The sequence below is a fragment of the Lysinibacillus sp. NPDC097868 genome (assembly GCF_044761135.1).
Classification (GTDB): Bacteria; Bacillota; Bacilli; order Bacillales_A; family Planococcaceae; genus Lysinibacillus.
In genome coordinates this window covers 318,827-339,291 of sequence record NZ_JBIWBS010000001.1, presented here as the reverse complement: position 1 = coordinate 339,291, position 20,465 = coordinate 318,827, and the positions used below count along the sequence as shown (strand labels likewise).

At 37.5% G+C, this 20,465-nt stretch carries 15 protein-coding genes; 7 read left to right on the top strand and 8 right to left on the bottom strand.

Features of this window, described 5'->3' with window-relative positions; translation table 11 throughout:
* Nucleotides 1-8 precede the first annotated feature (8 nt).
* From priA to ACIQXJ_RS01520, 5 genes are all read right to left on the bottom strand, one after another.
* Nucleotides 9-2,420 carry a primosomal protein N' gene (gene priA / locus ACIQXJ_RS01540; protein ID WP_403048876.1) on the bottom strand — a complete coding sequence of 804 codons (2,412 nt, stop codon included), beginning with the start codon at nt 2,418-2,420 and terminating at the stop codon, nt 9-11.
* Entirely contained in the window at nt 2,417-3,427 is a 1,011-nt protein-coding gene (gene coaBC, locus ACIQXJ_RS01535; RefSeq protein ID WP_403048874.1) for a bifunctional phosphopantothenoylcysteine decarboxylase/phosphopantothenate--cysteine ligase CoaBC, read from the bottom strand. The genes priA and coaBC overlap by 4 nt, the downstream gene beginning before the upstream one ends.
* 130 nt (nt 3,428-3,557) lie before the next feature.
* A complete protein-coding gene (rpoZ, locus tag ACIQXJ_RS01530) occupies nt 3,558-3,785 on the bottom strand; it encodes a DNA-directed RNA polymerase subunit omega (protein ID WP_173477811.1) in 228 nt (75 codons plus the stop codon).
* A gap of 4 nt (nt 3,786-3,789) precedes the next feature.
* On the bottom strand, nt 3,790-4,407 hold the full coding sequence (gmk, locus tag ACIQXJ_RS01525) for a guanylate kinase (protein ID WP_403048871.1): 618 nt from the start codon (nt 4,405-4,407) through the stop codon (nt 3,790-3,792).
* 43 nt (nt 4,408-4,450) lie between these two features.
* Nucleotides 4,451-5,326 (bottom strand): YicC/YloC family endoribonuclease, encoded by an 876-nt coding sequence (locus ACIQXJ_RS01520; protein WP_403048868.1) that lies wholly within the window; start codon nt 5,324-5,326, stop codon nt 4,451-4,453.
* 316 nt (nt 5,327-5,642) lie between these two features.
* Between ACIQXJ_RS01520 and ACIQXJ_RS01515 the strand changes: the two genes are divergently transcribed.
* From ACIQXJ_RS01515 to ACIQXJ_RS01485, 7 genes are all read left to right on the top strand, one after another.
* Nucleotides 5,643-7,337, top strand: coding sequence for an Rqc2 family fibronectin-binding protein (locus tag ACIQXJ_RS01515; RefSeq protein WP_403048865.1), 1,695 nt, complete (start codon nt 5,643-5,645; stop codon nt 7,335-7,337).
* 253 nt (nt 7,338-7,590) lie between these two features.
* The gene (locus ACIQXJ_RS01510) at nt 7,591-9,276 is read left to right on the top strand and encodes a methyl-accepting chemotaxis protein (RefSeq protein WP_403048862.1); all 1,686 of its coding nucleotides are present in this window, start codon (nt 7,591-7,593) and stop codon (nt 9,274-9,276) included.
* A gap of 841 nt (nt 9,277-10,117) precedes the next feature.
* On the top strand, nt 10,118-11,779 hold the full coding sequence (locus tag ACIQXJ_RS01505; protein ID WP_403048859.1) for a peptide ABC transporter substrate-binding protein: 1,662 nt from the start codon (nt 10,118-10,120) through the stop codon (nt 11,777-11,779).
* Nucleotides 11,780-11,908: 129 nt separating this feature from the next.
* Nucleotides 11,909-12,838, top strand: coding sequence for an ABC transporter permease (locus tag ACIQXJ_RS01500; protein WP_401009520.1), 930 nt, complete (start codon nt 11,909-11,911; stop codon nt 12,836-12,838).
* Nucleotides 12,838-13,758 carry an ABC transporter permease gene (locus ACIQXJ_RS01495; protein ID WP_403048856.1) on the top strand — a complete coding sequence of 307 codons (921 nt, stop codon included), beginning with the start codon at nt 12,838-12,840 and terminating at the stop codon, nt 13,756-13,758. The genes ACIQXJ_RS01500 and ACIQXJ_RS01495 overlap by 1 nt, the downstream gene beginning before the upstream one ends.
* A gap of 12 nt (nt 13,759-13,770) precedes the next feature.
* Entirely contained in the window at nt 13,771-14,826 is a 1,056-nt protein-coding gene (locus ACIQXJ_RS01490) for an ABC transporter ATP-binding protein (RefSeq protein WP_403048853.1), read from the top strand.
* Nucleotides 14,819-15,745: an ABC transporter ATP-binding protein gene (locus tag ACIQXJ_RS01485; RefSeq protein ID WP_401009523.1), complete on the top strand. Its 927-nt coding sequence runs from the start codon at nt 14,819-14,821 to the stop codon at nt 15,743-15,745. The genes ACIQXJ_RS01490 and ACIQXJ_RS01485 overlap by 8 nt, the downstream gene beginning before the upstream one ends.
* Nucleotides 15,746-15,858: 113 nt before the next feature.
* On the opposite strand, the gene ACIQXJ_RS01480 is transcribed toward ACIQXJ_RS01485, so the two are convergent.
* The 3 genes from ACIQXJ_RS01480 to ACIQXJ_RS01470 form a co-directional block, all read right to left on the bottom strand.
* A complete protein-coding gene (locus ACIQXJ_RS01480) occupies nt 15,859-17,664 on the bottom strand; it encodes an oligopeptide ABC transporter substrate-binding protein (RefSeq protein WP_403048850.1) in 1,806 nt (601 codons plus the stop codon).
* A gap of 70 nt (nt 17,665-17,734) precedes the next feature.
* Nucleotides 17,735-19,543 (bottom strand): oligopeptide ABC transporter substrate-binding protein, encoded by a 1,809-nt coding sequence (locus ACIQXJ_RS01475; RefSeq protein ID WP_403048847.1) that lies wholly within the window; start codon nt 19,541-19,543, stop codon nt 17,735-17,737.
* A gap of 17 nt (nt 19,544-19,560) precedes the next feature.
* On the bottom strand, nt 19,561-20,463 hold the full coding sequence (locus tag ACIQXJ_RS01470; protein ID WP_403048844.1) for an ABC transporter permease: 903 nt from the start codon (nt 20,461-20,463) through the stop codon (nt 19,561-19,563).
* Nucleotides 20,464-20,465 lie beyond the last annotated feature (2 nt).

Genomic DNA, 20,465 nt, shown 5'->3' with positions numbered 1-20,465 from the left:
TAGCATCTCTATATAGTAGACGGGTCTAAATCTACCGTCATTAATATGCCCTGTTTTATCCATTCTGCTCGATACATTGCAAGCAATCGTTGCAATACAGGTATCAGATTTGGTTCAATTTTATATTTTATCAAACATTGATAGCGATATCTATTTTGGAGACGGCTAATACTTGCAACTGTTGGACCTATAATAGACACTTGATTTGATAAATTTCCTCGAAGCCAATCCGCAGCTCGCCCGGCATACTCCGCCGCCATCATCACATCTTCATGTGATACTTGTATAAGCGCAACGAAATAGTAAGGTGGATAGCCTGAACGACGGCGTAAAAACATTTCTCGTTCATAAAACGGCTCGTAATCTTGTACTTTAGCTAACTCAATTGCATAATGCTCTGGAGTATAAGTTTGAATGACGACCTCACCTGGTTTATCATGCCGTCCTGCCCTACCACTTACCTGTGTGAGTAACTGGAAAGTCCGCTCCGCTGCACGGTAATCTGGTAAATGCAATGATGTATCGGCACTAAGCACACCAACAAGTGTAATATTAGGAAAATCAAGTCCCTTTGCAATCATTTGCGTACCGAGTAAAATATCGGCTTGCCCCTCACCAAATGCTTGCAAAATCTCTTCATGCGCCCCTTTGTGCTTTGTTGTGTCAACATCCATTCTTAGCACCCTAGCCTCTGGGAATAGCTTATAAATTTCTTCTTCCACTTTTTGCGTTCCTGTACCAAAATACCGTATATGCTCACTTTGACATTGTGGACAAATTTGTGGCACATGTTCTTCATAACCGCAGTAATGACACTTAAGTTTTTCAGTTGTGCGGTGATAGGTTAGCGAAATATCACAGTTCGGACATTGTACGACAGTACCACAATCACGACATAGCACAAATGACGAATACCCTCTTCGGTTTAAAAATAATACCATCTGTTCTTGTCGTTCAAGTCGAGTACGTATCCCTTCAATAAGCAGTTCAGAAAACATAGAGCGGTTTCCTTTTTGGAGTTCCTCTCGCATATCTGCAACAAATACAGTTGGCATCGCCTGATGCAGTGCACGTTGTTTTAAAGTAAGTAGTGTATAAACACCTTTTTTTGCACGTGCAAACGACTCAAGGGCAGGTGTCGCACTACCTAAAATGACAGGACATTGGTAATATTGGCTACGCCAAATTGCCACATCTCTCGCATGATAGCGTGGGGAATCCTCCTGCTTGTAAGTAGATTCATGCTCCTCATCTAAAATAATGAGCCCTAAATTTGTAAAAGGTGCGAAAATTGCTGAACGAGCACCAACTACTACCCTTACTTTACCCTGTTGAATTTTCCGCCATTCATCATACTTCTCACCTACAGATAACCCGCTATGCATGACCGCAACCATTTCACCAAAGCGACTTCGGAAACGTTCTGTCATTTGTGGTGTTAAAGATATTTCAGGCACTAGCATAATCGCTTCCTTACCCTCATTTAAAACCTTTTGAATCGCCTGTAAGTAGACTTCCGTTTTACCACTACCTGTTACACCTTGTAATAAAAAGGTTGAAGCGGAATGTGTATCAAGCGAGTGTGCAATTGCGTTTAATGCAACTGCCTGCTCGTCCGTTAATTGTAAAGATTGCGTACGCGTAACTTCGTTTGTAAAAGGATCTCGATACACTTCTTCTTGTATAAAACGTGCAGCTCCTTTATCAATGACCGCTTGTAATACAGCAGCAGATACATCTGTTTCATCATAAATTTGCTGGGGCGTAAAAATTTCTCCAAGATGCGTAGTCATCCATTCAATTAAAGACCGTTGCTTCGCAGCTCTCGATGCCTCTAACATTGCATTTCTTAGCGCTTGTTCATCTTCTGCTATCTTGACCATACGTACTTCTTTAACATTACCTTGTTGCTTCACAACATTTTCTATCTTTACATTTTTATCTGCAATCAGTTGTTTTAATAACGGCAATAAGCCTACACGTTCAAATTCCTTAAAGTTTGCCTTTTGACGTTTTCCAAAAATCTGCTGAACTTCAATTGGCAATGTATCTTGCTCTACTTGTAATTTAACAATTTTTTCATACTTTGCCCGAAGTGCTGAAGGTAGCATTACTTGCAAAGCATCAATTTCATAACAAATCGTTTCGTTTTTTAACCACTTTGCCATCAACAGCATTTCTTCTGTGAAAACGGGCTCTATATCTAAAATTTGTGCAATTGGCTTTATTTTGTTTTCAGGGACATCTGTGTCACTTTTTAAACCTACAACAAATCCTAGTACATTTCTTGGTCCAAAAGGTACTTTCACACGACAACCTTTTTCTATAACAGCTACCCATTCTGTAGGAACAGCATAGTCAAATGTGCGATCTACATGGTATGTCGAAACATCCACTATAATCTCAGCATATAAACTCATTGCGCCTCACCTTGTAAAACATACTGCCATAAAGCTTTCGCAAACTGTGTCACGTCCGAGACATCCAATACTTCACCATTTACTTTCGCTGTATGACTAAAATCAATCCACTCGTCAGATAAAACTTGTAACATCGGTTCACCATAAACCTTTTGTCCAAATGTCACTGCAGTCGTACCTTCGACAGACAGAATAGGAGCTCTTTCAATAGTTGGTATATGGGCCGCGTGAAGTAAAAAGGCCTGTGGATATTGTATTTTTAAGCGCTCAACTTCTGCAATAAGATCATCGGCATTTGAAGCTTCTCCACCAATTAGAATCGCATGTGCTCCGAGTGCTTGTGCTTCGTTCACTAACGCCTGTCCAATGCGACCATTCGCCTTTGAACTAATTACATGTTGATCATCCAAAGGGACATACCATGCACCCGCTGTCACAAGCACCTTTTTACCTGCTAATGGCTTAACCTTTGATGAAAAATAATCTTGCACAAGAGCTGTAATTTTTTCTGGTTCCTCTAACCGACCTTTGCCAACATAGCCACACGCTAAAAAGCCTTCTGACGGTTCAATAAATTGATAGCCATCTGCCGCTAGCTGTGCCAAGTTGCGCTTTACGGCTGGATGATCATACATATGAACATTCATTGCTGGCGCAAGCCAGACGGGAGCAGTTGTGGCAAGTAAAGTCGTCGTGACCATATCATCAGCTATACCGTTGGCAAGTTTACCAATGACATTTGCAGTTGCTGGTGCAACTAATATTAAATCTGCCCAATCTGCTAAATCTATATGGGCAATCACATTTGAATCCTTTTCATCAAATGTATCGAAATAGACATCATTTTTTGACATGACTTGAAAGCTTAACGGATTGACAAACTGTCGAGCCGATGCTGTCATAATGACCTTTACGTTGGCACCTGCCTGAGATAGCTTACTCACTAGTGCTACAGCTTTATAAACAGCAATACCACCTGATACACAAAGTAAAATATTTTTGTTCATCTACAATGTCGTCCTTTCAAACGATAAGCTCCCAAAGGACAATTCCTCGGGAGCTCTCGGCATTCTTGTATAATCAAAAAATCACTGCAGATTTTAACATTAACTTGGCAAAAGCTTTGTTACATCAATGTTAGATTTCGTCTTCGTACACAGCTGACTCATCTTGAGATACTTTTGTAAGTACACCTGCTGCTACCTCTTCAAGTGCTTTTCCTACATATTTATAGGAAACGTATTTGTGCAAGCGCTCAGTACCTTCAATTTCTTGCATTTGACGAGCACGTTTTGACGCTAAGCTTACTAAAGAATATTTTGAATCGATTTCTTTTTTTAAGGCATCTACTGATGGATATAACATTGGTTTATTCTCCTCTCAACATTGACAAATATCTTTTTTCAACACGTTCTCTTCGACAATGCTCGGCTTTAATAATCGCATTTATACGATCGCAGGCATTTGTCACTTCATCATTTTCAACTACATAATCATATAAGCTCATCATTTCAAGCTCTTCACTTGCAGTTGCGATGCGCTTCGCAATAACATCCGCTGTCTCTGTCCCACGCCCAACTAAACGATCTTTTAATTCCGTTAAACTTGGAGGGGCTAAGAAAATAAATAAGGCATCCGGTGCTTTTTTACGAATTTGCGCTGCTCCTTGTACTTCAATCTCCAAAAACACATCACGACCAGCATCAAGTGTTTCATTTACATACGTTAACGGAGTGCCGTAGTAATTCCCTACAAATTCAGCGTGTTCTAATAAGCCACCTTGTTCAATTAACATTTCAAACTCTTCACGCGACTTAAAAAAATAGTCTACACCATCTACTTCACCTTCGCGAGGATTTCGTGTTGTCATTGAGATGGAATACTCATAATTCGTATTCGGTTGAGAAAATAATTCTTTTCGCACTGTCCCTTTTCCTACACCAGATGGGCCAGACAGAACAATTAATAATCCACGTTCTTTTATCATTTATTCTCTATATCTCCCTTAATTTATAACAGATGCAAGCATGTTATTCGATATTTTGAACTTGCTCTCGCATCTTTTCTAAAATTGTTTTCGCCTGAACTACTGCAACGGCTGCTTCTGTCGATTGATTTTTTGAACCTATTGTATTAATTTCGCGATGAATCTCCTGCATTAAAAAGTCTAATTTACGGCCGATTGAAACTGTTTCTAGTAACGTTTCTTCCAGTTGGTTAAAATGACTATCTAAACGATCTAACTCTTCTGTTATGTCCACTCGTTCAGCAAATATCGCTACTTCTGCGAGCAAACGATCTTCTAAGAGCGCTCCATCTGCTATTTCAGCAATTCGTTCTAATAATCGCGTACGATATTTCTCAACAGCAAGTGATGAATACGAGCGAATTTGATTCACTTGTTCCATTAACTGTTCCTTATATTGTACAACAACATCTTGCAATTCTTGCCCTTCACGCTCACGCATTTGGATCAACTGTCCAGTAGCTTCTGTCACCGCATTCTCCACTGCCCCCAATAAATCCTCTGGCGTTAGTTGCGGTTTTTTCTGTACTAACGCTTGCTCTAGCGCTAATAGCTCCTGCATTGTCCATTTTTCTTCTAGTGGTACTTTACTTGCTAATTGCTCTTTTGCCTTACGATACGCTTCAATTAATGACCAATTAATTTCAATAGATTGCTCGACGTTTTCTAAATCCTTCACATCTACCATCACATCAATTTTTCCACGTGATAAAGCTTGTGAAATCAATTTCTTAGCAAAAATTTCTGCTTCAAGCCATTCTTTCGGGAACTTTGCATGAATTTCTAAAAAACGATGGTTGACCGAGCGTATTTCTACGGTTAACTGAAAGTCTCTTGTTGTTGTGACACCTCTGCCAAAACCAGTCATACTACGCACCAAGGTTCGTCACACCTTTCTTTGCATACTGGGATTATTATAACATAAGCTCTGTCATTTATGACGTCTCTCCACAAAAAATTCGCTAGTGCAAAAATTAATTCTACCACATCTGAAGCTATATTTTAATATTCACCTAAAAAATGCTATGATAAACATACAAAAAATGCATTCATGCGAGAGATGACTGTTTGAATACTATTTATAATAGGAAGAATTCCATCCTATATGTTCATATACACAGATAAATCAGGCGCAAAAATTACTAATATATACGAATACACAATGATGCTATGTATCGTTGGAAAGAGGAATTAAAATGGCATTCGATGGCTTATTTACTTATTCAATGACAACAGACCTGCAACAATTAGTAACAGGTCGTATTACGAAAATACATCAACCTAATACTCAGGAAGTTGTTTTACAAGTTCGTGCAAATGGTGGCAACCACAAACTATTGTTTTCTATCCACCCTTCCTATGCACGTGTACATCTTACTGAGCAAACAATAGAAAATCCCGCGGAACCTCCTATGTTCTGTATGTTATTACGTAAACATTTAGAAGGTGGTTTTATTTCTTCTATTAAACAGCACGACCTAGATCGCATTATTATAGTAGAAATCCATAGTAAAAATGAAATTGGCGATCCGATTGTACGGGAATTACACGCAGAAATTATGGGTCGCCATAGTAACCTGCTATTAATTGATAAGGAACAAAATAAAATTATCGATAGTTTAAAGCATTTATCACCATCGATGAATAGTTTCCGTACAATATTACCAGGACAGCCCTATATTGCACCACCTGCACAAAATAAATGGCAACCCCTATCGGTCTCAGATGAGCAGTTAACAGCATTTTTCACTGAGCCGAAAACAGCAAAAGAAGTTGTTTCGCAATTTGTCGGCTTTTCTCCATTACATGCCGAGGAGTTATTGTTCCGCTTAACAACTGCGGCTAATAAAGTAGCATGTTTCAGAGACTTTATGGCAGCTTTTCGTAATGGCGGCACAGAACCGATGTATGTATTCGCCAATAATAAAACCTATTTTTCTCCTATCGCTTTAACCCATTTACAAGGAGAAAAAACCGTTTATCCAAATGTACATGAACTGCTTGACCGCGTATTTTTTGCGCGTGCTGAGCGAGATCGTGTGAAACAACAAGCTGGAGATTTAGAACGTTGGCTACAAAACGAAATCGATAAGTTGTCATTAAAAATAAAAAAACTGACGAAAGACTATGAACGTGCTTCCAAACTAGATCAATTCCAATTATTTGGGGAACTGCTTATGGCCAATATATACGCTTTCGAAAAAGGTGTAAAGGAAGTAACTGTAACTAACTATTATAGTGAGTCCACTGAAGAAATTACGATTCCTGTAAGCGAGCGTAAAACACCCATTGAAAATGCGCAAAGTTATTACACAAAGTACACAAAGGCTAAAAATGCCCTTATTATGGTACAAGAGCAACTTGAAAAAACAAAAGAAGAAATAACTTATTTTGAGATGCTAGCTCAACAGGTTCAACAGGCATCTCCAGGGGACATAGAAGAAATACGTGAAGAATTAGCGGAACAGGGCTATTTAAAACTACGTCACGCTAAGAAAAAGAAAAAACAACTAAAACCTGAACCAGAACATTATATATCATCTACAGGGACAGCTATTTCTGTAGGCAAAAACAATAAACAAAATGATATGCTAACATTTAAAATTGCTAAGCGTACAGATATATGGCTACATACAAAGGACATACCGGGTTCACATGTAGTCATTCATGCTACTGAGCCAGATGATACGACATTGCGAGAAGCTGCTACACTTGCCGCTTATTTCTCAAAAGCGCGTGACTCTTCCTCTGTTCCGGTAGATTATACAGAAATACGTCAAGTTAAAAAACCAAATGGTGCTAAACCTGGATTTGTTATCTATTTCGAACAAAAAACATTGTTTATCGATCCAGATGAAACTGTCATTTTACAGTTAAAAAAGCAGTCTTAAAGATAGGAATACGATGCAAATTGCATCGTATTTTTCTTTCACAAAGTTCGTTCTCCGCAATGTGGACTATATATAGATAATAATCAATGACTTTTGTAATTTTTACAGACTATGTTCCCTATTACGATATTTTAAGATTTCCACAATGAATATTCTGAACTGTTTCTACCTTCTGTTATTGACTTCTAGCCTCCACGATGTCTTAATTTAACTATAAAAAATTTTTTCTCATTTCAGAAAGGGCGTATTCACTATGTCTGTTGGCAAAAAGTTAAGCTTCGGTTTTTTCTCGATAATCTTTACCTTATTCATTTCTTTGCTTATTTTGTTTATACAATTTTCTAAAATTGAAAGTAAAGTTGAAGATGCATTAGAAAATCGCGTCTCCTTAGTTGAACTATCGGATAATATTAAAATTGAATTAGCGACGCAAGGTCTATTTATTCGCGCAATGTTTATTGAAGATACTCCATATAATAAGGAGAGTTTTGAAAAATATTCATTAATGCTTGATAAGCATGTGGACGAAATTACAGAAAAAGCAGATTCACCGGAAATGATTGAATATACTAAAGAGCTTAATACATATAACAATGCTTTTAACAAAGCAGCTGATACTGTTTTAGCTTTACATGATGAAGGTAATATAGAAGAAGCTTTACAAAAAGTAAATGGTGAAGCCCAACAAGCTAACATAGGGTTATCAGAAGTCTCTGAAAAAATTATAGACTATCAAAAGAATCAACTAGAAATTATTACGAAGGAATCTAAACAGGCAGTAAAAAACTCTCAAATCATTTCTGTTATAGCGCTTATTATTGGTGTAACACTCGGCTTATTCCTTATGTTCTATGTACAACGTAAAATTACTCGCCCTTTAAAATCAGTTGTAGCTGCTGCTAACAATATTGCAAATGGTGAATTATATCATCAAGATATTGCAAACCAATCTAAAGATGAAATTGGCCAGCTAGCAGTTTCCTTTAACACGATGAAAAGTAACGTCCGTAGTTTAATGACACATATACAAGAAAACTCCGAACATTTAACAGGCGCAGCCGAAGAGTTAACTGCCTCTACCGAAGAAGTTTCTGCTACAACAGACGAGGTAACGTCACGTATTAATGACACCGCTGCGGCAGCCGTAGGCGCAACAGTCGCTGCAAAGGAGAGTGCTGCGGCTATGGATGAAACTGCAACAGGCGTACAACGTATTGCAGAAGCAACACAACAGCTTCACCATAGTGCTATTGCTACATCTGAAACAGCCAACACTGGTAACAGCATTATTGAAGAAGCACAGCAACAAATGAATGTCATCAATGATTCAACTCAACTGATTAACACACTCGTTCAAAAACTTAGTAAACAATCAGTAGAAATTAGCAATATTACAGAAGTTATAACAACAATTACAGATCAAACAAATTTACTTGCACTTAATGCCGCAATCGAAGCAGCACGTGCAGGTGAACACGGTAAAGGCTTCGCTGTAGTAGCAGATGAGGTCCGCAAGCTAGCGGAAGAATCAAAACAATCTGCCAATCAAATTGTTGCTTTAACGCAAGACATACAACAAGATACAAAAAATGTAGAAAAGGCAGTATTTGATGGCCTTCATTCTGTAACAGACGGTGTTAAAATGATAGGAAATGCAGGTATGGCTTTTGAATCTATCGTTAAAGCAATTAATACAATGTCAGATCAAATTGAAGATATTTCTGCAACTTCTGAAGAAATATCCGCCAGTGCTGAGCAAGTAGCAGCATCGGTTGCCGAAATTGCTTATGGAGCTTCAGCAAGTGCTGACAATACGAAAATTATCGCCGAGGCAATGAAAGAACAAGCCGCAACTATCCAACAAGTAAACTTAGTAGCAACAGATTTAAGTGAAAAGTCTTTAGATTTACAAAATCAGATACATCAATTTAAGTTATAAACCTCAAAAAACACTCTAGGTAAACGACACATCGCGTTTTCCTAGAGTGTTTTTCTATGCAATACATTTATCAAAAATCGGATGAATTGTCGAACTTCAGATAAAATTTTAATAACAAATCATTTTTATACAAAATACATATCGCCATGTAGATATATGCCGAAAAAGAGAAAAACAAACTTCGAATTTTTATATGAAAGTTAATAAATAATGCTTTTTCATATGTTCAACAGCTTTCCGAAGCGTCATTGTATTATTTTAAAAAAATATTTGACTACGATTTTGTGCTTAAATGGTTCTATTCTATCTAGTAAATCGCATGCTATTTCATACAAATTTCTCTCCTTTTCCCTTTTTTTCTCTCTTAAAGCTAAATACTAGATAAATACAAAACAAAATTTTTATATATCATTTATAGATAGTATTATTCATATTTTTAGATTAGAAATTACAAGAAATTACCTTATTAAAAATCATATTCACTTAGTTTTACGATGATTTTCTACAAAACTATGTAAATTTCTTAAGGTATAACAACCGTGACTTTTGAATCATTTTTTATTGTGTCATAATATTATCAAAAAAATAGGAATTTTCGGTATAGTAAATCATTTTTTTGATTTTGTTTTATTTTTGATATTTTTAGCTGTTTTAAATCAAATTCTCATTATTTAAACACTTTTGTACACTAAAGTGATAGACCGAAGAAAATTATTATTCTTGTAAATGTCAGATAATACTATATAAATTTGAATCTTTTTTATTTTGTGCACAATGACTTTTTTGGTATATTAAATAGGAGCTTCACAAAAGGCTTAAAAATTGTATAAGGGGGATTCACATGAATAAGAACAAAAAGTTTTTATTACTAACAGTCCTTGCAGTATTTTCACTAGTACTTGCTGCATGTGGCTTCGGTGGAGATTCGTCTGATAAAGCAAAAGACGATAAAAAAGATTCTGGTTCATCAGAAACAGCTTCTTCAAAAGAGCTGAACTTAGTTATACCTTCTGAACCACCATCTTTACATCCACAACTTGCAACAGATTCTACATCTAGCGCAATCTTAATTAACGTATTTGAAGGTCTAACTCGTTTAGACGCTGATGGACAACCACAAGCAGCTATGGCTGAGAAATGGGATGTAAGTGAAGATGGTTTAACTTACACGTTCCACTTACGTGATGCAAAATGGACAAACGGAGATCCAGTAGTAGCTGGCGACTTCGAATATGCTTGGAAATGGGCTTTAAATCCAGACAACTTATCTGAATACGCTTCTGTATTCTACCCAATCAAAGGTGCTGAAGCATACAACAATGCACAAGGTACAGTTGATGAAGTAGGTGTTAAAGCTGAAGATGAAAAAACTTTAGTTGTTACTTTAACAAACCCAACTGCTTATTTCTTAGAGTTAACTGCATTCAAAACTTACCTTCCAATCAACCAAAAAGTTGTTGACGGTAAAGATGATTGGTACGCTGAAGCAGGCGAAAACTTCGTAACTAACGGACCATTCACATTAGACACTTGGAAACATAGTGATTCTATCGTTCTTAAGAAAAACGACGGTTACTGGGATGCTTCAAATGTAGCTCTTGAAACAGTAAACATCGGTATGGTTGAAAACGAAGCAACAGCTGTAACAATGTTCAAAAACGGTGAAATCGATTACTTAGGTTCTCCATATCAAACAGTAGCACTTGATGCTATTGATGGATTCAAAGCTGATGGTACTTTAAAAATTTCTGACTATGCAGCGATCTACTGGTACAAATTCAATGTAACAGATGAAATCACTGGAAACGCTAACATCCGTAAAGCGTTAACATTAGCAATCGACCGTCAAGGTTTAATTGACAACGTTACTAAAGGTGAACAAAAACCTGCATTAGGTATGGTTCCATCTGCAATCAGTGGTTTTGAAGATGACCGCGGTTACTACAAAGATAACGATATCGAAGGTGCTAAAGCAGCACTTGAAGCTGGTATGAAAGAACTTGGTATTAAAGATCCAAAAGATATTAAAGTAAATGTTTCATTCAATACAAGTGAAGCACACGCTTCTATTGCTCAATTCATCCAAGAAGGCTGGGCAAAAAATCTTGGTATTACTGTAAGTCTTGATAACTCTGAATGGCAAGTTTACTTAGAGAAACTTAACGTTCTTGACTATCAAGTTGGTCGTATGGGCTGGATTGCAGACTACAACGATCCTTACACATTCTTAGAAATGTATGATACTGCTAAAAACGGTAACAACGATACTGGTTGGGAAAATCCGAAATACAAAGAATTGTTAAAACAATCAATTGCAGAAGTAGATACAGCTAAACGTCTAGAGCAATTAAAAGAAGCTGAAGCTATCGCAGTTTCAGAATTCCCAGTTGCTCCAATCTACTACTACACTAACCTTTCAGTAGAACAAAAATACGTTAAAAACATGGCACCAGACAGAATTGGTAACATCCAACTTAAAAACGTTGATTTAGACGCTAAATAATCTAAATAATATTTTTTAAGCTCTACAGCGAAGAGCTGCCTCGTGGCCACTTCGGCGCGAGTCAGCTCTTTTTAAAATACGAAGGCATTTATTTGTCAGAAAATTGACAAATAGAAGGAGGAGTTTTATGTGATTAAATATATTTTGAAAAGGCTGATGTATATACTTCTCGCGCTTTTCGTCATCGTAACGGCTACGTTTTTCTTAATGCGTCTTGCTCCAGGTAGTCCTTTTGCAAGTGAACGTAATTTCCCTCCTCAAATCGAGGAAAAGTTAAACGAAACGTATGGATTAAATAACCCTTGGTATATTCAATATAAAGATTATTTAATCGATACGGCCTCTTTTAATTTCGGTGAGTCTATGAAGTATAAAGCGCGTTCTACAAATGATATGATTAATGAGAGCTTCCCAGTTTCGTTAACACTTGGGATTGAAGCTATGCTATTGGCGGTCGGATTCGGTGTATTAATAGGCGTAGTTTCAGCGCTTTATCACAATAAGTGGCCGGATTATTTGGCAACGTCCTTTGCGGTGCTCGGTATTTCAGTACCATCATTTATTTTGGCAGGCTTAATGCAGTATTTCTTAGCCTATAAATTAGGCTGGTTCCCTGTTAGTGGATGGAAAGGCTTTGGTTATAGTATCTTACCTGCCTTTGCTATCGCACTCTCACATATGGGCTATATTGCTAAACTAACTCGTTCAAGTATGCTTGAACAAAACAGCAGTGATTATGTAAAAATGGCACGTGCTAAAGGAATTGGGAAATGGACAGTCGTTTTCCGTCACACTTTACGTAACGCCCTAATGCCAGTTATCACTTACCTTGGTCCATTAACAGCTGGTGTTGTAACAGGTAGTTTCATCGTTGAAAATATATTCGCAATCCCTGGTCTTGGTAAACACTTTGTACAATCTATTACAAACCGTGATTACACAGTTATTATGGGAACGACAGTGTTCTATTCAATCATCCTTTTATTTGCGGTATTAATTGTCGATATTCTATATAGCTTTATTGATCCGCGAATTAAGTTGAAGGGAGCGAAAAAGTAATGACGCAACAACCGATTAACAAAGATATGTTTAAAATTGTCGGTGGAAATCATGAAGCGACTGATAAATTAGCTGATAAATCGGTTTCCTTCTGGAAGGAAGTATTTATTCGCTTCTCACATAATAAAATGGCGATTTTTGGTTTAATTACTTTGATAATAATTATTCTGATGGCGATTTTTGCACCAATGCTTTCACAATATAAATATAGCGATCAACTTGGTGTGTTTAATTCCCCACCATCTGCAGATTTCTGGTTTGGGACAGATGATTTAGGCCGTGATATTTTCGTTCGTATTTGGGCAGGAGCTCGTATTTCCTTATTTATTGGGATTACAGCAGCGGTTATTGACTTAATTATCGGTGTTCTTTGGGGAAGTATTTCAGGTTTAGCTGGTGGCCGCGTTGATAATATTATGATGCGTATTGCCGACGTATTAACAGCTGTTCCTTACCTTTTAGTTGTAATCGTATTATTAGTAGTGTTACAACCAGGTTTATTCCCTATGATTATTGCCCTTTCGATTACAGGCTGGATTAACATGGCTCGTATCGTTCGTGGTGAAGTATTATCTATTAAAAATCAAGAATATGTACTTGCTGCTCGTACGTTAGGTGCAAACACAATGCATTTAATATTAAAACATTTAATTCCAAATGCTCTTGGTGCTATTTTAGTTACTATGACACTAACAATTCCATCTGCTATTTTCACAGAGTCTTTCTTAAGTTACCTTGGACTTGGTGTTCCTGCTCCTCACGCTTCATGGGGTACAATGGCATCTGACGGAAATAAAGCGATTGCAAATGCTCCTTGGCGTTTAATTTTCCCAGCAGTATTTATTTCGCTAACAATCTTTGCATTTAACGCTGTTGGTGATGGCTTACGTGATGCACTAGATCCAAAACTACGTAAATAGGAGGTGGCCGAAATGAGTAAAACAATTTTAGAAGTAAAAGATTTAAAAATTAACTTTAAAACATATGCAGGGCTTGTCCATGCTGTTCGTGGTGTAAACTTTGATTTAAAAGAAGGTGAAACACTAGCGATCGTTGGTGAGTCTGGTTCTGGTAAGAGTGTTACGAGTAACGCCTTAATGAAATTAATTCCACAGCCACCTGGTATTTATGAGTCAGGACAAATTTTATTTAACGGCCGTGATTTAATTCCACTTAGTGATAAAGAAATGTCGAAAATACGCGGAAATGAAATTGCTATGATCTTCCAAGATCCGATGACAAGTTTGAATCCAACTATGAAGGTCGGACGTCAAATAACTGAAGTAATTTTACAACATAAGAAAGTTTCCAAGGCTGATGCTAAAAAACGCGCAATCGAACTTTTAACGCAAGTAGGTATTCCATTCCCTGAAAAACGTTACAATCAATATCCACATGAATTTTCAGGCGGGATGCGTCAACGTGTTGTTATCGCTATTGCACTTGCTGCTGATCCTAAGTTGTTAATTGCCGATGAGCCAACAACAGCATTGGACGTAACGATTCAAGCGCAAATTTTAGAATTAATGAAAGAAATCCAAAAAAGTTCTAAAACTTCTATCATTTTCATTACGCATGACTTAGGCGTTGTAGCGAACGTGGCAGACCGCGTAGCAGTTATGTATGCTGGTCAAATCGTCGAGTATGGTACAGTAAATGATATTTTCTATAATCCAAAACACCCTTATACATGGGGATTACTTGGTTCTATGCCTGATTTAGATAGTAATGAGGACGAGCTATTGCGCACGATTCCTGGTTCACCACCAGATCTTACTAACCCTCCAAAAGGAGATGCATTTGCTGCTCGTAATGAATTTGCAATGGCGATTGACTATGAGCAAGAGCCACCAATGTTCCAAGTAAGCGAAACACATTTTGCAAAAACTTGGTTGTTACATCCTGATGCGCCAAAAATTCCACTTCCAGATGCGGTTGCTAAACGTATTGAGGGCTTTTTAGCGAAGGAGGCAGAATTTAATGACTAAAACAGGTGCAAAAAAAATTCTTGAAATTAAAAACTTAAAGCAACACTTTGGTTCACCAAGCAACCCTATTAAAGCTGTTGATGGTATTAGCTTTGATGTTTATGAAGGTGAAACACTTGGGCTTGTTGGAGAATCAGGCTGTGGTAAATCGACGACTGGTCGCTCAATCATCCGCCTATATGATATTACAGGTGGCGAAATTATTTTCGATGGTCAAAACGTCCATGGTAAAAAATCAAAAAGTGATTTAAAGACTTTTAATCGTCAAATGCAAATGATTTTCCAAGATCCATATGCATCGTTAAACCCTCGTATGACAGCTGGGGAAATCATTGCAGAAGCGTTCGATATTCATGGTTTATATAAGGATAAGAAAGAACGTCGTGAAAAAATTAACCAATTGCTTGAAGCTGTAGGTTTAAACAAAGAGCACGCCAATCGTTACGCACATGAATTCTCAGGTGGTCAACGTCAACGTATCGGTATCGCTCGTGCCCTTAGCTTAGATCCAAAGTTCATCATTGCCGATGAACCAATCTCTGCACTTGATGTATCGATTCAAGCGCAAGTTGTTAACTTATTAAAACAACTACAAAAAGAACGTGGCTTAACATACCTTTTCATTGCCCATGACCTTTCAATGGTTAAATACATCAGTGATCGTATCGCTGTTATGTACCGTGGTAAAATCATGGAAATTGGTAAAGCCGATGATATTTATAATAATCCTGTTCATCCTTATACAAAATCATTATTATCAGCAATTCCGCTTCCAGACCCAATGTCAGAAAAGCGTCGTCAACGTATTCCTTACACACATACAGAAGTTGACGAAAGCGCAACATACCATGAAGTTGGCGAACAACATTATGTATATGGTACTGCTGACCTTGTGAAAACATGGGTTGCCACTAAATAATATATGATCCATCCATTGAAATTATGCAATGGATGGATCTTTTTTTGATGATTCTATTATCCGTTTATTCTATTTCTTAAATTGTAATAAATACTATATTTTCCATTATACACTTATTTTATCGGCGCATCAGCTATTAGTTCAAGATCTTGTATCTCTGTACCCGTTTCACGATCGATATTATAGCTTTTTATGCGCTTATTGATTGCTATCATTGACGTACGGAAATACATTGGGATTATCATTGCCTTGTCACTCATATACTCTTGCCATGAACGGAATGCCTGTGCTCGATATGTTGCATCCAATGCCGCTTGTGAGTCAATATCATTTAATAGCTTTGTTAAGTCATCAGAAACGTAGCGACTAAAGTTAAATGCGGCACCTTTGCTGTACAACCCTGCTGGTGATGGGTTCGTGCCAGTACTCCAAGCAGCCATATACATATCAATTTCAGGATCATCTGCTTGTACTTTGTCGTAGAAGTTGTTGAATTCAATTAAACGCCCTGTCGTTAATTGCACATCTAAGCCAACATCTTTCCAGTTTTGACGATAGTACTCGACGATCGCTTCATCCGTATCAGAACCTGACATTGCCGCTAAATGAATGGTAAACTTATTGCCCTCTTTATCTTCGCGAATACCATCACCATCTATATCTTTATAGCCCGCTGCATCTAATAACTCTTTCGCTTTTTTAGTATCATAATGATAGCCCTCAAGCGTTCCATCATAGTATGTTTTAAATGCTGGTGGAATTAATGAATTCGCACGCACTCGCAGACCTTGATAAAATCTATCTGTTACGGTTTCGATATCCATTGCATAGGCGATCGCATGCCGTAATTGGAGATCATTCATTTTGGCGTTTTCGTCATAAATATTTTCACTTTTTTCTTGATCGTATTTCCCTAATTTAAAGCCGAGATAGCTGTATGATAATTCAGGACGCCCTAATATCGAAATATTCGATAAACTTTTTATAGTATCATATTGAGTAGCAGGGACTGAAGCGATATCAAATTGCCCTGCTTTCAATGCTTCACCCACAGTTGAAGTCGAAACGACTTGTACAATAAGCTTTTCAATTTTTGGTTTTCCTTTAAAATAGTGTTCATTTGCTACAAACTGCACGGACTCTCCATTCACAATATGATCAAATTTAAATGGCCCAAGCGTAATTGGATTTTTTCTTACAGCATCAGATGAAATCAAATCTTTTACGGCAATGGATGCAAGTTGATGTTTCGGCGCTGCATAGCCCCATAAACCATCACCACCTGAATAAATAGCAGGTGACACTTTCTTTAACGAAATTTCAATCGTTTTATCATTAATCTTTTTAATACCCGAAATCGTAAGAGCTTTGCCATCATGGTATTCTTCTGCGCCTACAATGTTTTTGAAGTTGTCATCATAGCGTACGCCTTCATAATCGGGATGACCGATTATTTCGTATGGATAGATTAAATCCTCTGCCGTTAATGGCGTTCCATCCGACCATTTCACCTCACTTTGAATAGTAATCGTCGCCTTTTTATTTTCAGTATCGACTGCTAATTTGGCTATTCCTTCATCCGTTATTAGAAAGTCTCCATCGACCTCAAATAAACCATTTGAAGCATAGCCTGTAATAGAGCTATCTGTGGTGTCTGCAGAAAGCTCAGCTAAGAAAATGCCTTTGAATGGTGAATCTGAAACAAGCCCTACATGTAATGTGCCTCCTTGAATGGCTTCACCCTCATTTATTACTTCAGTCGGTAGTAAACTTGTATCTACTTTGTTATCTTCTGTTTGTGCTGGCTTATCGTTGCTGCCTTCAGACTCTTTTGCCTGCTCCTTATCGGTGCGATTGCAGGCAGCTAATAGCAATAGGAATGCTAACATTACGGATAGTATTGACCACGCTTTTTTCATCGACATCCCCTCCCTTTTTCTCCCAGTGAATCTCACTTCTCTTTCATTAGATACATAATAGACATTGGTCTTATTTAATTGCTGTGTCTGCTATAAATTCAACATTTTGTAGCTCTGTAACATTTCCGTATTTAATAGTGTAGGTTTTTATGCGTTTATTGACAGGAATAATTTCAGTACGGAAATACATTGGTATAATCGTTGCCTTTTCATGCATATATTCTTGCCATGCACGGAAAGCCTGTGCACGATATTCTGCATCTAGCGCTTCCTCAGAATCAATATTATTCAATAATTTTGTCAGCTCTTCCGAAACATAGCGACTGAAGTTAAATGCTGCGCCTTTACTATATAATCCTGCTGGCGATGGGTTTGTTCCGGTTCCCCAAGCCCCCATATACATATCAATTTCAGGATCATCTGCTTCTACTTTATCGTAGAAGTTGTTGAATTCAAGAAGACGCCCTGTCGTTAATTGCACATCTAAACCAACATCTTTCCAATTTTGACGATAGTACTCAACGATCGCTTCATCCGTATCAGAGCCCGCTATCGCCGCTAAACGAATAGCCAACTTATTGCCATTTTTATCTTCACGAATACCATCACCATCTGTATCTTTATAGCCTGCTGCATCTAGTATTTCTTTTGCTTTTTCAGGATTGTAGTGATACCCCTCTAGCGTTTCATCGTAGTAGGATTTAAAAGCTGGCGGGATGAGGGAATTGGCACGCACACGTAACCCTTGATAAAATTTATCTGTTACAGTTTCAATATCCATTGCATAGGCAATGGCTTTACGCAAATCAATATCATTCATTTTTGCCTTTTCATCATAAATATTTTCGCCTTTTTCTTTGTCATATTTCCCTAACTTAAAGCCGAGATAGCTGTATGATAATTCAGGACGCCCTACTATCGAAATATTCGATAAATTTTTTATACTATCATATTGATTGGCTCTGAATTCTGATGTTATATCAAATTTCCCTGTTTTCAACGCTTCCCCAACGGAAGTTGCTGGTACAACTTGCACAACCACTTTATCAATTTTTGGTTTGCCTTTATAGTAGTGTTCATTTGCTACAAACTGTACAGACTCACCATTGACTATATTGTCAAATTTAAATGGCCCAAGTGTAATTGGATTTTTGCGAACGGCATCAGAAGAGATTAAATCTTTTACGGCAATGGACGCAAGTTGATGTTTCGGCGCTGCATAGCCCCATAAACCATCACCACCTGAATAAATTGCAGGTGATATTTTCTTAAATGTAATTTCAATTGTTTTATCATCTATTTTTTTAATACCAGAAATCGTTTCTGCTTTGCCATCATGGTATTCTTCTGCCCCTACAATATTTTTGAAGTCATCATCGTAGCGTACACCTTCATAATCGGGATGAGCGATTATTTCATAAGGATAGATTAAATCCTCCGCCGTTAATGGCATTCCATCCGACCACTTCACATCCCCTTGAATCGTAATAATTACTTTTTTATTGTCTGCATTGACGTCTAACTTGGCGATGCCTTTATCAGTTATTAAAAAATCTTCGTCTACTACAAATAAATTATTTGTTGCGTAGCCCATAATTTCTGCGTCATAGACATCTGCATAAAGCTCCCAGGAGAAAACTCCTTTGAATGGCGAATCTGTCACAAGCCCTACATGTAATGTGCCCCCTTGAATAGTATCCCCTTCGTTTGTTACTTCAGATGGGAGAGTACTAGTGTCTACTTTGTTATCTTCCGTTTGTGCTGGCTTATCATTGCTGTCTTCAGCTTCGTTAACTTGCTTTTTATCGTTGCGATTGCAGGCAGCTAATAGCAATAAGATTGCCAACGTAACGATAGTCATCAACCACTTTTTCCTCATTGTTATAACCTCCTCTATTATCCTAATCTTTGTTTTGCATCAGCGGCGCGACGAAGTGCTTGTCCTATATAATTAATACCGAGCATCAATAATAAAATTAATAAAGATGCAGGTAACCAAACCCACCATTTGTCTGCTAGGACGAGTGGATTTCTAGCATAGCTTACTAAAGTTCCTAAACTTGGTGTCGAAGGGGGTAGCCCAAATCCTAAAAATGATAGCCCGGTTTCAATCCCAATATTGCCCGCAAGACTTAATGTAAACTCTACTATTAAAATTGAACTTAAATTTGGTAATAGCCCCTTAAACATAATGGCTATATCACTCGTCCCCATTGTTTTAGATGCACTCACATAATCCCGTCGTCCTTCTGATAATGCTTTACTTCGAATCAACCGTGCAATTCCTATCCATTGAAATACACTAATAATAATAACAAGCTCAAGAACGCCATATTCAGGGATGATAGAAACAAGGACAATAAAAATCATAAATGTTGGTAATGTAATAATAAAATCAATTATTCGCATCATTACATTATCTACAATGCCACTGTAATATCCCATAATAATTCCCATAGCTATGCCAATAATATTGGCAATCACCGTCACCCATATAGCAATTAAAAGCGAATTTTTTGCCCCAATAATTAGCTGACCAAGCACATCACGCCCTGCTTCATCCGCTCCAAGTATGTAGCCATTAACACCAGGTTCTGTATAGCGCTCAATCAGATTGATTTTCAGCACTTCTTCTTGATCGAGCAGCCATGCTGCAATAAAAATAGATAACATGATAATCGTGACCCCAATAATGGAAAACATCGCTACTTTATCTTTCTTAAACTCTCGTAAAACGACTTGCATACCTGTCGGTGGAGAGCTTTCCATCAGTACTGTTTCATTGTTTTGTTGTGTCATTT

What these genes read in the sequence shown, in the direction of transcription:
- coaBC (WP_403048874.1), bottom strand. Translation starts at nt 3,427, where the DNA reads ATGAACAAAAATATTTTACTTTGTGTATCAGGTGGTATTGCTGTTTAT.
- ACIQXJ_RS01495 (WP_403048856.1), top strand. Translation starts at nt 12,838, where the DNA reads ATGACGCAACAACCGATTAACAAAGATATGTTTAAAATTGTCGGTGGA.
- ACIQXJ_RS01515 (WP_403048865.1), top strand. Translation starts at nt 5,643, where the DNA reads ATGGCATTCGATGGCTTATTTACTTATTCAATGACAACAGACCTGCAA.
- rpoZ (WP_173477811.1), bottom strand. Translation starts at nt 3,785, where the DNA reads ATGTTATATCCATCAGTAGATGCCTTAAAAAAAGAAATCGATTCAAAA.
- ACIQXJ_RS01480 (WP_403048850.1), bottom strand. Translation starts at nt 17,664, where the DNA reads ATGAAAAAAGCGTGGTCAATACTATCCGTAATGTTAGCATTCCTATTG.
- priA (WP_403048876.1), bottom strand. Translation starts at nt 2,420, where the DNA reads ATGAGTTTATATGCTGAGATTATAGTGGATGTTTCGACATACCATGTA.
- ACIQXJ_RS01470 (WP_403048844.1), bottom strand. Translation starts at nt 20,463, where the DNA reads ATGACACAACAAAACAATGAAACAGTACTGATGGAAAGCTCTCCACCG.
- ACIQXJ_RS01475 (WP_403048847.1), bottom strand. Translation starts at nt 19,543, where the DNA reads ATGAGGAAAAAGTGGTTGATGACTATCGTTACGTTGGCAATCTTATTG.
- gmk (WP_403048871.1), bottom strand. Translation starts at nt 4,407, where the DNA reads ATGATAAAAGAACGTGGATTATTAATTGTTCTGTCTGGCCCATCTGGT.
- ACIQXJ_RS01490 (WP_403048853.1), top strand. Translation starts at nt 13,771, where the DNA reads ATGAGTAAAACAATTTTAGAAGTAAAAGATTTAAAAATTAACTTTAAA.
- ACIQXJ_RS01505 (WP_403048859.1), top strand. Translation starts at nt 10,118, where the DNA reads ATGAATAAGAACAAAAAGTTTTTATTACTAACAGTCCTTGCAGTATTT.
- ACIQXJ_RS01510 (WP_403048862.1), top strand. Translation starts at nt 7,591, where the DNA reads ATGTCTGTTGGCAAAAAGTTAAGCTTCGGTTTTTTCTCGATAATCTTT.
- ACIQXJ_RS01485 (WP_401009523.1), top strand. Translation starts at nt 14,819, where the DNA reads ATGACTAAAACAGGTGCAAAAAAAATTCTTGAAATTAAAAACTTAAAG.